This is a genomic window from Dickeya sp. CFBP 2040 (assembly GCF_012273755.1).
Classification (GTDB): Bacteria; Pseudomonadota; Gammaproteobacteria; order Enterobacterales; family Enterobacteriaceae; genus Dickeya; species Dickeya poaceiphila.
In genome coordinates this window covers 21,863-35,460 of sequence record NZ_JAAVXH010000020.1, presented here as the reverse complement: position 1 = coordinate 35,460, position 13,598 = coordinate 21,863, and the positions used below count along the sequence as shown (strand labels likewise).

Sequence of the window (13,598 nt, the reverse complement as noted above, 5' to 3'; positions counted from 1 at the left end):
ATGTTGAACGCACACTGTGCTATTGTTTTTTGCTGCTCATTTCAGCACAACATACAAATAAAGGCTGGCGTAGTCCGCGCGTTGTTATCCAGGCGATATACAAGGTGCATCGGGGTAGCCGAGAATCATTCGTTGTGCGGCTAACCACCTGAGTATAAATGGTTAGTATGATAATAGTGCTGTAATGATAAATATAACATGGCCTGATCGTCTGCTTTGTATGTATTCGCCAAATAATGAGACGTGTCAGAGAAAACCGATAAGCGGAGAAAAAAAGTGCACGAGCATTTCAGAGGGAAATATGAAGTTGAGTTGAAATTTCGTATTCAGGATATTGTCGCTTTTCGTGAAAATTTATTCAGTCACCATCCTGAGTCGTTTGTATTCGAAAACAAGGAACACGATATTTATTATGACTCGGCAGAAAAGACGCTGTGGCAACAAAATATCAGTATGGTATTACGCCGTATGGCTCCATCAGGGATCAAACTGTGGATCGTGAAAGGGCCACGTATGGGGCGCTGCGAGGCCGTCAACGTTGAATCGTTCGACATGACCGACAGTATGCTGAGAACGCTCGGATTTCTGCCGATCTTCGAGGTGAATAAAACCCGCAGCATCTATTTTCTTGAGCGATTCCACATCACGCTGGATTATATCGAGTCATTAGGGCATTTCGTTGAAATTTCCTGCATGACAGAGGAAGAAGCGGAGTTGGATATTCTGAGCGAGCACTGTCAGGGGTGTGCCTTGCGGCTCGGATTGCACATGGACAGCATTGAAACCCGATCCTATCGTCAACTGTTGGGATATTAGGCGGTGGCGTATATTACCGCATCATGCTAACTGCCTGATGGTTAACTGACGGAGGGGTTGTCGAAATACCATGAGCATCAATGTGAGACAACCGCCGCCAGTTTGGATGAGCGGTTGTTAAACTTTGTCACAAAGCTTTTAGGCGGACGGAGTGCACGCTATCCACAGGCGCATTATAATGCGTCGTTGTTTTTTCAGTTAACAGTACACTGTTTAAGCTATTGAATAATGAATAAAAAATTTCGGCTTTCCGTTGTAAGCCTGCTGTTGCTCTCAGCGCCTGTCTGCTTTGCGCCACACGCTGTGGCCAAAACCCCTGTAGCACAACATGTACCATCCCGTCAGGAGATTGCATCCGGCAGCGCGATGGTGGTGGATTTGCGTAATAACGACGTGCTCTATTCCAGCAATCCGGATGTGGTCGTGCCGATTGCCTCGGTCACCAAACTGATGACCGCCATGGTCGTGCTGGATGCTAACCAGCCTCTGGACGAGCTGATCTCCGTTGATATCAGCCAGACTAAAGAGATGAGAGGAGTGTATTCTCGCGTGCGTCTGGGAAGTGAAATCAGTCGTCACGATATGCTGCTGCTGGCGTTGATGTCGTCAGAAAACCGGGCGGCAGCCAGCCTCGCGCATCACTACCGCGGCGGATATCAGGCGTTTATCGCGGCGATGAACGCGAAAGCCAAAGCGCTGGGTATGACGCATACGCATTATGTGGAGCCGACCGGGCTGTCTACCAGCAACGTCTCTACTGCGCGCGACCTGACTAAATTGCTGATTGCCTCCAAACAGTATCCGTTGCTGAGTCAGCTCAGCACGTCGCAGGAGAAAACCGCAGTCTTTACCCACCCGTCTTACAGTCTGCCGTTTCGCAATACCAACCATCTGATCTATCGGTCGGACTGGAACATCCAATTGACCAAAACCGGCTTTACCAATCAGGCCGGCCACTGTCTGGTGATGCGTACCGTAATCAATGGCCGACCTGTGTCGCTGGTGGTGCTGGATGCGTTTGGTAAATTCACCCATTTCGCCGATGCCAATCGCCTGCGTAACTGGCTGGAAACCGGTAAGATCAGCCCAGTGCCGGCAGCAGCGCTGAGCTACAAGAAACAGAAGTCGCTGGCGTCGCGTCAGCCGCACGGCAACAGCGCTGCTGTCGCCGAAGCGGACGAATAACTGAGAGTACGGGCGGCGTTACGGCGCTGCCCGCCAGTCCTGAACCATCTGGCCTGATGCCGCGATTTCTTCTTCATGGCCAGGCTCACGCCAGGTTTCTGCCAGCGCCTGCTGATACCAGAGTTGCATCGCCGGATGGGCCAGCAGGTGACTGACATAATGCGCAGCGTCGCCGGTGAGCGGCAGCGCGTAAGTTTGCGCACGAAACACCACCGGAGCGAAAAATGCGTCTACTGCACTGAACTGTGCACCGGCCAGAAACGGCCCGCCAAACCGCTCTATGCCTTCCTGCCACAACTGATTCAGCCTGTCGATATCGCCCTGTAATGCAGCAGTGATGGTGTGGAGTTTCACCCGCACGCCGCAACTCATGGAGCACTGGTTACGCAGCGCACTAAAGCCAGAATGCATTTCCGCCGCCGCGCTGCGCGCCCAGGCGCGTGCAGCGTTGTCTTGTGGCCAGACTGACGGGTGATCTTCCGCCAGATATTCAGTAATGGACAGCGAATCCCATACAGTGATGTCACCATCGATAAGACAAGGCACTTTGCCGGTCGGTGAGAAGGGTTTGAACGCTGCCTGAACCGGAGTGGGTGCAAAGGGGGTCAGAATTTCTTCAAACGGAATATCCAGTGCTTTAAGTAAAATCCAGGGGCGCAGTGACCAGGACGAGTAGTTTTTATTGGCGATGTGTAGCTGATACATGTCTTCCTCCATGGTGATATAGCAGTCATTTTATTATCTGGATATATCATGAAATCAGTGATATGCACCAGTTGATTGGTCAGTAAAGCCGTTCAGGTCAGCAGCACCTGGCCGCATGTCGCTTGTAACGCAGTGAGATCGGCGTTATTGCGACTGGCGCTGTCGCTAATCAATATGTCGATATCAGCAGGGGAGGCGTAAATAACACGGCTGGTGATGCCAATCTTGCTGTGGTCCGCCAACATGATGCGCTGTCTGGAGCTGCGCGACATCGCCCCGGCAATCGCTGCTTCATGGTGGGAGAAACTGCTGGCGCCGGACTGACTGGCGATACCGACCGGCGATAGCAGGGCGACATCGGCGCGGTAGCGCTGGATTTCCGTCACCGTCAGTGCGCCGCTGGTGGCCTGTGACGCCGCGCCCATGTGGCCGCCGAGCAGGATGACGTCATGCGGTGAATACGCCTCGGTTTCGGCGGCGGTGAGTTTCAGTGCCACATTCAGGCTGTTGGTGATAATGGTCATGCCGGGAAGCCGCAACAGCTCACCGGCCAGCAAAGCGGTGGTGCTGCCAGCATCGATAAACAGCGTTTGACCCGCTTTCAATTGTTGTGCCGCCAGTTGGGCGATTGCCAGCTTCTCTTGTTCCCGCACTGTGTTGCGAACTGACAACGGCGGCTCCGGCTCGGCGCCGATTGCCACAATGCCGCCATGCACCCGGCGCAGCACGCCTTGTGCTTCCAGTTTGAGTACATCGCGCCGTACGGTTTCCCGCGATACCCCCAAATGCTGAATGATGTGTTCGGTACTCACCCGGTTGAGGGACGACAGTAGCAAACGGATACGGTGCAGACGGGTTTCTTCAAGCATCAGCGGGCATTCTCTCGGTCAGCGTAATAGTCGTCGCCATTATAACGGCAAGGCGGCGCACGATCAGGTTCAACAATGAGTGGATTCTTTGTGTATTTTTGTGCTTTTAAGCATAACAGGTATGGCAAGCCTGGTAAGCGGGGGGATGGGAAATGCAGGAAAATGCCTGTTCGATATAATTAATTGTTTTTGTTTTGTTTTTTTGGTGGTGTTTTTGTGAGCTGGCTCGCCGTTATGATATGCTTTCTTGGTGGTTTTTACGTCACTAAATAGTGCGTATTTTTGTATTTGTGTATTTTGTTGCTTTTGGTGTAGGGTAGTGCTTATCAGGCGGCGGCACAGAGCCGACAGCCATCATACGCTGGGCACATTACATTTAATCTGGAGTCATCATGGCGACACGTTCAACCATTATGGATACCAACAGCTTCCGGGCGGAACATGCGGCGGCACTGACCGACGATATCCGCACGCTGACGGAAAAACGCGGCAGGATATTGGGCGATTCTTACCGGCTTTTCTACCGTAACCCGGTACATCTGGTGCGCGGCGAGAAGCAATACCTGTGGGACGCGGCAGGTAACCAGTATCTGGATGTGTACAACAACGTCGCCAGCATTGGTCATTGCCACCCGGTGGTGATTGAGGCGGTGCACGCGCAGATGTGCCAGCTCAATACCCATACCCGCTACCTGCATGACCGCATTCTGGATTACACCGAAGATCTGCTGACGCTGGTGCCAAAAGACATCACCAAAGCGATGTACATGTGTACCGGCTCTGAAGCCAACGATCTGGCGATTCGCGTAGCGCGTGCTTACAGTGGCGGCACCGGGATTATCGTCACCCGCGAGGCGTACCACGGCACCAGCGAACTGACTTCCGGCGCGTCGCCTGCGCTGGGCAGCGGTCAGCCGATTGCCGCGACCACCCGTCTGGTGCCAGCGCCGGATCGTTATCGTGTCGATGCTCCGGATCTGGGCGTCTGGTTTGCTGGGGAAATCCAGAAACAGATCGATGACATGGCTGCCCACGGCATCAAATTTGCGGGTTTTCTTGCCGATTCGATTTTCTCTTCCGATGGCGTGCTGCCGGGACCGGCGGGTTATTTGCAGGCCGCTATCGAGGTGGTGCACGCCAACGGCGGCATCTTCATTGCCGATGAAGTGCAGCCGGGCTTTGCCCGCACCGGCGACGCCTTCTGGGGCTTTGCCCGTCACGACATCGTGCCGGACATTATCACCATGGGTAAGCCGATGGGTAATGGCATCCCGGTATCGGCGCTGCTGGCGAAACCTGAAGTGCTGGCCGCATTTAGCGATGACATTCCCTATTTCAATACCTTTGGCGGCAACCCGGTGTCGATGGCAGCGGCACAGGCGGTGCTGACGGTGATTCGTGAAGAGAAACTGCAGGAGCACAGCAAGGTTGTTGGCGCCCGGTTACTGAAAGAACTGGCTGGGTTGGCGGATCGTCATGCCTGTGTGGGCGACGTTCGCGGCGCCGGGTTGTTTATCGGTTTCGAACTGGTCAGCGACCGTGACAACAAAACGCCGGACAAAGCACGGGCGCTGAACGTCATCGAACAGCTGCGTGAGCAGCGCGTGTTGACCTCGGTGGCTGGCCCGCATGGGAATGTTCTGAAATTACGCCCGACGCTGGCGTTTCAGGCACATGATATCGACTGGCTGGTCGGTGCGCTGGATCAGGCACTGAGCGCTACCGCTTCCTGACGATTGCATACCGATAACACAGGCTTGTGGTTTACCGGATAGCGAGTTGTTTGATAGGTGTTTGATTCCTCTCCAGCCCTTGTGCTGCATCACACCGTGAGCGGGAAAATACGTGATATCCGTTTTTCCGCTCACGGTTTTGTGGCACATTAGCCGCCTTGTCAATCACACTCATCGGGCAGACTGTCGCTTTCTGGCACCGACAACTGCTATAGGAACTCGCAATAATAATGAAACGGTTTACTTCACTGGCGCTCGCGGTCGGCCTGGCCTGTAGCCCACTATGGGCGCAGACGCCCGGTGCGGTGTTGCAAAAAAGTCTGTCGCAACAGACGTCACCGCAGGTAGCATCCGCCGGGCATCAGCGCGATGCCTTCGTTAACGACTTGATGAAGAAAATGACGCTGGATGAAAAGATTGGCCAGCTTCGTTTGATCAGCGTCGGCCCGGATAATCCGAAACATGCCATCCGTGAAATGATTCGCAACGGTCAGGTCGGCGGCATTTTCAACACCGTTACCCGACATGATATCCGCGTGATGCAGGATCAGGTGATGCAACTCAGCCGCCTGAAAATTCCACTGTTTTTCGCCTATGACGTGGTACACGGTCAGCGTACCGTATTCCCTATCGGATTAGGGCTGGCTTCCAGCTGGGACATGAGTGCTGTGGAGCTGTCATCGAGAATTGCCGCGTATGAAGCGACCGAAGACGGCCTGAACATGACCTGGGCGCCGATGGTGGATATCACCCGTGATCCGCGATGGGGCCGTGTCTCCGAAGGTTTTGGCGAAGATACCTATCTGACCAGCGAAATCGCCCGTGTCACGGTAAAAGGTTTTCAGGGTGATGACCTGGCCGGTCGCCACTCGCTGATGACCAGCGTGAAACATTATGCGTTGTACGGCGCGGCGGAAGGCGGGCGAGACTACAACACCGTCGATATGAGTCCGCAGCGCATGTTCCAGGATTACATGCCGCCCTACAAAGCCGCGATTGATGCAGGCAGTTATGGCGTGATGGTGTCGCTCAACTCCATCAACGGCGTACCGGCTACCTCAAACCGCTGGTTGTTGAGAGACGTGCTGCGTGACCAGTGGCATTTCAAAGGCATTACTATCAGTGATCACGGCGCTATTAAAGAGCTTATCAAGCACGGTGTGGCGGCGGACCCCAGCGATGCATCGCGCATTGCAGTGCAGTCCGGCATCGACATGAGCATGAGCGACGAGTATTTCGTGCGTTATCTGCCGGAGCTGGTCAAGCGCGGCGTGGTCAGTATGAAAAATATTGATGATGCCTGCCGCCAGGTACTGAACATGAAATATGACATGGGCCTGTTCCAGGACCCGTATCGTCACCTTGGCCCGGTGGGTTCCGACCCGATTGACACCAATGCCGAGAGTCGTCTGCACCGCGAAGAAGCGCGTGACGTAGCGCGCCGCAGTCTGGTGTTGTTGAAAAACCGCCTTGATATTCTGCCGTTGAAAAAATCCGGCGCTATCGCGGTGGTGGGACCGCTGGCCGACAGCAAACGTGACATTATCGGCAGTTGGTCCGCCGCAGGGCGCCCGGCACAGGCGGTCACCGTGTATGAAGGCATCCGTAAAGCCGTTGGGTATAACGCACGGGTTTACTACGCTAAAGGCTCGAACGTCACCAACCATCCGGGGTTGATCAAATTCCTGAACGAGTATGATGAGTCGGTTGTGATTGATCCTCGCTCGCCGCAGGCGATGATTGACGAAGCGGTGGACGTGGCGAAGAAATCCGACGTGGTGGTAGCGGTAGTGGGCGAATCCCAGGGGATGGCGCACGAAGCCTCCAGCCGTGCCAAAATCACGATTCCGCCGGAGCAGAAAGCGTTGATTGCTGCGCTGAAAGCCACCGGCAAGCCGCTGGTGCTGGTGCTGATGAATGGCCGTCCACTCGACCTGAGTCGTGAAGATCAGCAGGCGAACGCGATACTGGAAACCTGGTTCAGCGGCACTGAAGGCGGTAACGCCATCGCCGATGTGCTGTTTGGCGATTATAACCCGTCCGGTAAGCTGCCGATGACCTTCCCGCGCTCGGTAGGTCAGATCCCGATGTACTACAACCACCTGCCGACCGGTCGTCCGTATTCGGCGGATGCGCCCAACAAATACACCTCGCACTATTTCGACGAGGCCAACGGCCCGCTGTATCCGTTTGGTTACGGTCTGAGTTACACCACCTTTACGGTGTCGGACGTGAAACTCTCCAGCCCGACGATGAAGCGCAGCGGCAGCATTAGCGCCTCGGTAACGGTCACCAACACTGGTAAACGCGCCGGCGAAACCGTAGCGCAGCTGTATCTGCATGATGTGGTGGCGTCGGTCAGTCGCCCGGTGAAAGAACTGCGTGGCTTCCAGAAGGTGATGTTGATGCCGGGTGAAAGCCGCACCGTGACCTTTACTCTGTCGCCGCAGGATCTGATGTTCTACAACGCACAGATGCAGCAGGTGGTGGAGCCGGGCAAGTTTGATGTGATGATTGGGCTGGATTCTCAGCGCGTGAAAACCGGCAGCTTTACCTTGCTGTAACGCGTTGCTGTAGATAAATAAACCGTGGCCCCTGAGGTGTTGTTCCCAGGGGCCTGACAGGAAAACCGGCTGCGCCGTAACGGGTAGCCGGAACTGGCCGGTTTGCCGTTAGCCGCCGTGCACGATAATGATATACCCCACCAGCATCACGCCGCCAATGCCGCCTAATGCGCAGAGCGCAAACAGGCTGACAACCCCCAGTTTTTTAATATTCATCCGGTTATCCTTTTGTTCCGTTCCGGTAATGGTCAGGTTCCGGCGATTATAGAGTCTCTGTCATCGGATACAAGCCGAGCCGCCGCTGTCAGCGTCAAGGTGCCAACGCATAAGGTAAAGTGACAACGTCACAATCATGGTGGCTGACGTTGCCGCCAGTCTGTGGGACAATACCGGCCAGATTGAACCACAGTGAGACGGCATGACCCTTACCCCCGCGTTAAAGCAGCAGATTGGCGAATGGTATAAAGCGCTGCAACAGCAGATTCCCGATTTTGTTTCCCGTGCGCCACAGCGCCAGATGATCGCCGAAGTGGCGAAAGCGCTGGCAGGCGACTATCCGCGTCATCTGGTGATCGAAGCGCCGACGGGCGTAGGTAAAACCCTTTCCTATCTGATTCCCGGCATCGCTGTTGGGCGAGCAGAGCTGAAAACGCTGGTGATCAGCACCGCCAACGTGGCGTTGCAGGACCAGATCTTTAATAAAGATTTGCCATTGCTGCGCCAGTTTATTCCTGAACTGAAATTCACTGCGGCGTTTGGCCGTGGACGCTATGTTTGTCCGCGCAATCTGGCGGCGATGGCGACCGAAGCATCGGCGCAGGGCGATTTGATGCTGTTTATGGATGATCACCTGCCATCGAGCCGTGAAGAGCAAACCACCAGCGCCCGGCTACAGCAGGCGCTGCAAAGCTATGCCTGGGACGGGCTGCGCGATCACTGTCAGGAGTCAGTCAGCGATGCGCTGTGGCAGCGTCTGAGCACCGACAAGGCCAACTGTCTGGGGCGTAACTGCCATTATTACCGCGAATGCCCGTTTTTTCTGGCCCGTCGGGAAATTGAAGACGCCGATGTGGTGGTGACCAACCACGCGCTGGTGATGGCTGCGATGGAGAGCGATTCGGTACTGCCGCAGGCCAAAAACATGCTTCTGGTGCTGGATGAAGGCCACCACGTGCCAGATGTAGCGCGCGACGCGCTGGAGATGTCCGGTGAGGTGACGGTCAACGCGGTGCAACATCAGATGGATCAATTGATTCAGCAGGTGGGATTGTGTCTGGCGCAGTTTCCGCCCAAATCGCCGCCGCGACTGATGCAGCCCGACCGACTGGGCGATCACTGCGGCGAGGTTCGGGAACAGTTGCAACTGTTCGAGCGCCTGAGCAGCCTGTTTTTGCCGCCTGCCCAGCCGGACGCCGATTACCGTTTCCCGATGGGGGAACTGCCGGAAGAGATGCGTGAGTGCTGCAACCGGCTATGCAAACTGGCTGATAGCCTGCGTGGGTTGGCGGAATACCTGCTCAATGATTTGGCGGAGAAAACCGGCAAGCATGATGTGGTCAAGCTGCATCAGGCGATGTTGCGCATCAGCCGCCTGAACGGTTACTGGGACGCGCAGAGCAAACTATGGCGGCTGGCAGCGCTGGAGAAATCCTCTAATGCGCCGGTGTCGAAATGGCTGCTGCGGGAGAGGCGCGATAATCAGCTGCATCTCTATTTTCACTGCGCCGGTATCCGCGTATGCGACCAGTTGGACCGGTTGCTGTGGCGCAATCTGTCGCACGTGGTGGTCACCTCGGCGACGCTGCGCTCGCTCAACAGCTTTTCCCGCCTGAAAGAGCTGTCCGGGCTGGATGAAGAGGAGGGCGATACCTTTATCGCGCTGGATTCACCGTTCAATCACCGCGAGCAGGGCAAGCTGGTGATCCCGCGTATGCGCCATGAACCGCTGATCGCGCATGAAGCTCAACATATCGCCGAGATGGCGCGGTTTTTCCGCGCCGAATTGCAGCGGGATGTCCACAAAGGCATGTTGATGCTGTTCGCCAGTCAACGGGCGATGCAACAATTTCTGACCGAAGTGCCGGATCTGCGGTTGATGCTGCTGGTGCAGGGCGATCAGCCGCGCTACCGGCTGGTGGAATTGCACCGTCAGCGGGTGCAGCAAGGGCAGACCAGCGTGTTGATCGGCCTGCAATCCTTCGCGGAAGGATTAGATCTCAAGGGTGAGCTGCTGTCGCAGGTGCATATCCACAAGATTGCGTTTCCGCCGGTAGACAGCCCGCTTGTCCTCACTGAAGGCGAGTGGCTGAAAAGCCTCAAGCGTCATCCGTTTGTAGTGCAAAGCTTGCCGAGCGCCTCATTTAGCCTGATTCAACAGGTTGGCCGGTTGATTCGTAGCCATGATTGTTTCGGTGAAATCGTCATCTACGACCGCCGCTTGCTGACCAAAGGCTACGGCGCTCAGTTACTGGCCGCGTTACCTGTATTTCCTATCGAACAGCGCGCCATGCCGGACGGTGAGTAGCGAACTGTGTACGTCAGGTTATCTGCACCCCCAACAGCAAGCGGTAACGGTTGATGGAGTTTCGCTGCCGCGCCGTTTCCGCAGCGGCAGCGGCGTTTTCACACTTCCCCTGTGACCAATTCATGCTATGTTTCCAGACAAATTATCCTTTTATGACGGGCGTTATCAGTTCGCCCGGTTTATGAACACTGCTTAACCGTTGCCTTATCAATGAGAGCACATCATGGATTACACCCGAATCATTAAAGAGGTTGGCCGCGGCAAAAATCATGCGCGCGATCTGGAGCAGGACACTGCTTATCAACTGTATGCTCAAATACTGCATGATCAGGTGCCTGAGCTGGAACTGGGCGGGTTGTTGATCGCATTTCGCATTAAGGGCGAGTCCGAAGCGGAAATGCGTGGTTTCTATCAGGCGATGAGCGAACAGACCTTGCATCTGTGCGCCCCGGCTGGCAGCCCGATGCCGGTGGTCATTCCCAGCTATAACGGCGCTCGCAAACAGGCCAACCTGACGCCATTACTGGCGCTGTTGCTGCATCGGCTGGGGTTGCCGGTGGTGGTGCACGGCGTGAGCCACGATCCAACCCGTGTAACCAGCGAGTCGATTTTTCGTGAACTGGGCATTACGCCGGTGGAGCAGGCGCAGGAAGCGCAGCAGCGGCTTGATCAAGGCGAACCGATATTCATACCGGTGTCGCTGCTGTGCCCCGCCATTGAGCGTCAGTTAGATCTGCGCTGGCGCATGGGGGTGCGCAACAGCGCCCATACACTGGCCAAGCTGGCCACGCCGTTTGGCGACGCCGAGGCGCTGCGACTAGCGAGCGTGTCGCATCCGGAATATGTCGGTCGGGTCGGCAGATTCTTTCAGGATATTGATGGTCGTGCGTTGCTGATGCACGGCACCGAAGGCGAGGTCTATGCTAACCCGCAGCGCTGCCCGGAAATACATTTCATCCGTGAACAGCGTCAGGACATGCTGCAAGCACGTCAGGATATCGCGGTAGCAAGCGACGCGCTGCCGTCAGCGAAGGATGCCGTCACCACCGCCCGTTGGACGGAGGCTTGTCTGGCAGGCGAACAGCCGATACCACAGGCGATTCGTCTGCAACTGGCGTGCTGTCTGGTCGGAACGGGTGAAGCGGCCTCAATGGAACAGGCTGCTTCAACGATACGAAAACGACTGGGTTGATCATAACGACTAACAATAAGTAAGGAACAACCACATGCAACAGGCTAAGGCATATTTTGACGCCCTGAACCGCGATTATCTGGCGGTGCACCAAGCGAAAGAGGATCTCTTCTGGCAGCGTTATATGGGAACCGGCGACGAAACCGTTTCCTTGCGTTTTGCTGAGGCGGAAAGCGCCTGGAAACGTTTTATCTCGCAATCATCCCGGCTGGCCGAACTACGGCAACACATTGCCGACGTCGAAGCCGCGCCTGCTGGCGAAGCGCGTGACGCGCTGCTGCACGGATTACGCGGCTGGTATCGCTTTTTTGACTGCAATGTAATTGAAGATGTACAGGCACAGGCGCTGATGGATGAACTGATTGCCGCCGAGCATGACCTGTTTTCCCGCCGTAAAACCTATCAGCCCACCCATCTCAATGAGCAGGGCGAGCGCGTTTCCGCCTCGCTGGGCGAATTGCTGACTAATCAGGCCACCAATGATAACGAGGAATACCGCCGTAGTTCACAGCAGGCGCTGCGCGATTTGGAACAGTGGCTGGTTAATCACGGATTTCCGGCGCTGGTCAGCCTGCGTAACCGCTTTGCTCGCCAGATGGGGTATCGCAACTACTTTGATTACAAGGTGAACAAGACCGAGCGGATGACGCCGGAACAGTTGTTCGCCATTCTTGACCGTTTTGAGGAGCAGACCCGCGACGCCAACCGGCGCAGCCTGCGTCAACTGGCGGCGGAAAAGGGCGAGGAAGCGTTACAGCCGTGGAACGTGCGTTATGCCAGTACCGGCGATGTCACCCGTCAGTTGGATCCGTACTTTCCGTTTTCTGCCTCGCTGTCTCGTTGGGTCAATAGCTTCAAACGTCTGCATATCGATTTCAGCGGCGCACAGATGCAGCTCGACCTGCTGGTGCGCAAAGGTAAATATGAAAACGGCTTTATGCATCAGCCGGTGCCGCCGTTTGTCGATCAGGGTCAGTGGCTGCCCGCACGTATCAATTTCACCAGCCTGGCGCAGCCGGATCAGATCGGCAGCGGCGCTAACGGCATCAATACGTTGTTCCATGAAGGCGGCCACGCGGCGCATTTCGCTAATATCCGCCAGAATGCGCCCTGTTTTGCGCAGGAGTTTCCGCCAACCTCAATGGCCTACGCAGAAACTCAGTCGATGTTCTGCGACAGCCTGTTGCAGGATGCCGACTGGCTGAAGCGTTATGCGCATAACGCACAAGGAGAGCCGATGCCGGATGCATTGATTCAGGCGGATATCCGCGCTCGTCAGCCAATGCGGGCTTTCAATGAACGCCATATTTTGCTGGTGCCGTATTTCGAATGGCAGTTGTACTGCATGGATGACGAGGCGCGTACCCCGGAGGCGATTTTGCAGCTGGCGCGGGATACCGAACAGCGCATTCTCGGCATTAGCGGCAGCCCGCGCCCGACCATGGCGATTCCGCATTTGCTGTCGATGGAATCGGCCTGTTCCTATCAAGGGTACCTGTTGGCGATGATGGCGGTAGAGCAAACGCGCCATTTCTTCTTGCAGCGTGATGGTTATCTGACGGATAACCCGGCGATTGGTCCGGACCTGACGCGCCATTACTGGCAGCCCGGCAATAGCCTGAGCCACGATGAAACCTTACGCAGCCTGACCGGCGAAGGATTCAACCCAGACTATCTGGCGCGTGAATGCAACCTGACGGTGGAAGAAGCGTGGCAACAGGCGCAGGCAACCATCGCTGCAGCTATGGCGCGCCCGCAACCCGCGGCGGATTTCTCCCTCAACGCCCATATTCAGGTGGTGGATGGCGATACCGTGTTGGCTGACAATCAATACGGCGATGATGCCCTGTGTCAGGCATTCGCCCGTGTAATTGAAGACACTTACCCGATTCATGCCTGAGAATTTCAGACGCCGTGGCGGTGCCACGGCGTCTGTTTTATCTGTTTCAGATGTTGCGCCTCCATCACGTTTTTGTATTGCTAAACCGGTACAGTTCTCTCGCGCCGGGG

10 protein-coding genes are annotated in these 13,598 nt (G+C 55.8%); 7 read left to right on the top strand and 3 right to left on the bottom strand.

Annotation, left to right across the window (positions count from 1 at the left end; all coding sequences use genetic code 11):
- Positions 1–276 precede the first annotated feature (276 nt).
- Together cyaB and pbpG are read left to right on the top strand one after the other, a co-directional pair.
- Positions 277–816 carry a class IV adenylate cyclase gene (cyaB, locus tag Dpoa2040_RS02340; protein ID WP_042870016.1) on the top strand — a complete coding sequence of 180 codons (540 nt, stop codon included), beginning with the start codon at positions 277–279 and terminating at the stop codon, positions 814–816.
- Positions 817–1,044: 228 nt separating this feature from the next.
- Positions 1,045–2,001 carry a D-alanyl-D-alanine endopeptidase gene (pbpG, locus tag Dpoa2040_RS02335; protein WP_168640149.1) on the top strand — a complete coding sequence of 319 codons (957 nt, stop codon included), beginning with the start codon at positions 1,045–1,047 and terminating at the stop codon, positions 1,999–2,001.
- Positions 2,002–2,019: 18 nt separating this feature from the next.
- On the opposite strand, the gene Dpoa2040_RS02330 is transcribed toward pbpG, so the two are convergent.
- On the bottom strand, positions 2,020–2,706 hold the full coding sequence (locus tag Dpoa2040_RS02330; protein WP_168640148.1) for a glutathione S-transferase family protein: 687 nt from the start codon (positions 2,704–2,706) through the stop codon (positions 2,020–2,022).
- A 92-nt stretch (positions 2,707–2,798) separates the two neighbouring features.
- Entirely contained in the window at positions 2,799–3,575 is a 777-nt protein-coding gene (locus Dpoa2040_RS02325) for a DeoR/GlpR family DNA-binding transcription regulator (protein ID WP_042870022.1), read from the bottom strand.
- A gap of 392 nt (positions 3,576–3,967) precedes the next feature.
- Between Dpoa2040_RS02325 and Dpoa2040_RS02320 the strand changes: the two genes are divergently transcribed.
- Positions 3,968–5,308, top strand: a complete 1,341-nt coding sequence (locus Dpoa2040_RS02320; RefSeq protein ID WP_168640147.1) for an aspartate aminotransferase family protein — start codon at positions 3,968–3,970, stop codon at positions 5,306–5,308.
- Positions 5,309–5,538: 230 nt separating this feature from the next.
- A complete protein-coding gene (gene bglX, locus Dpoa2040_RS02315) occupies positions 5,539–7,872 on the top strand; it encodes a beta-glucosidase BglX (RefSeq protein ID WP_168640146.1) in 2,334 nt (777 codons plus the stop codon).
- A 108-nt stretch (positions 7,873–7,980) separates the two neighbouring features.
- Here the strand turns inward: bglX and Dpoa2040_RS18310 are convergent, their stop codons facing one another.
- Entirely contained in the window at positions 7,981–8,088 is a 108-nt protein-coding gene (locus Dpoa2040_RS18310; protein ID WP_012770198.1) for a membrane protein, read from the bottom strand.
- A gap of 202 nt (positions 8,089–8,290) precedes the next feature.
- On the opposite strand from Dpoa2040_RS18310, the gene dinG reads away from it, so the two are divergent.
- The 3 genes from dinG (at position 8,291) to Dpoa2040_RS02300 (ending at position 13,488) form a co-directional block, all read left to right on the top strand.
- Positions 8,291–10,396 carry an ATP-dependent DNA helicase DinG gene (dinG, locus tag Dpoa2040_RS02310; RefSeq protein WP_168640145.1) on the top strand — a complete coding sequence of 702 codons (2,106 nt, stop codon included), beginning with the start codon at positions 8,291–8,293 and terminating at the stop codon, positions 10,394–10,396.
- 223 nt (positions 10,397–10,619) lie between these two features.
- On the top strand, positions 10,620–11,588 hold the full coding sequence (ybiB, locus tag Dpoa2040_RS02305; protein ID WP_168640144.1) for a DNA-binding protein YbiB: 969 nt from the start codon (positions 10,620–10,622) through the stop codon (positions 11,586–11,588).
- Positions 11,589–11,622: 34 nt separating this feature from the next.
- A complete protein-coding gene (locus Dpoa2040_RS02300) occupies positions 11,623–13,488 on the top strand; it encodes a M3 family metallopeptidase (RefSeq protein WP_168640143.1) in 1,866 nt (621 codons plus the stop codon).
- The last annotated feature ends 110 nt before the right edge of the window (positions 13,489–13,598 follow it).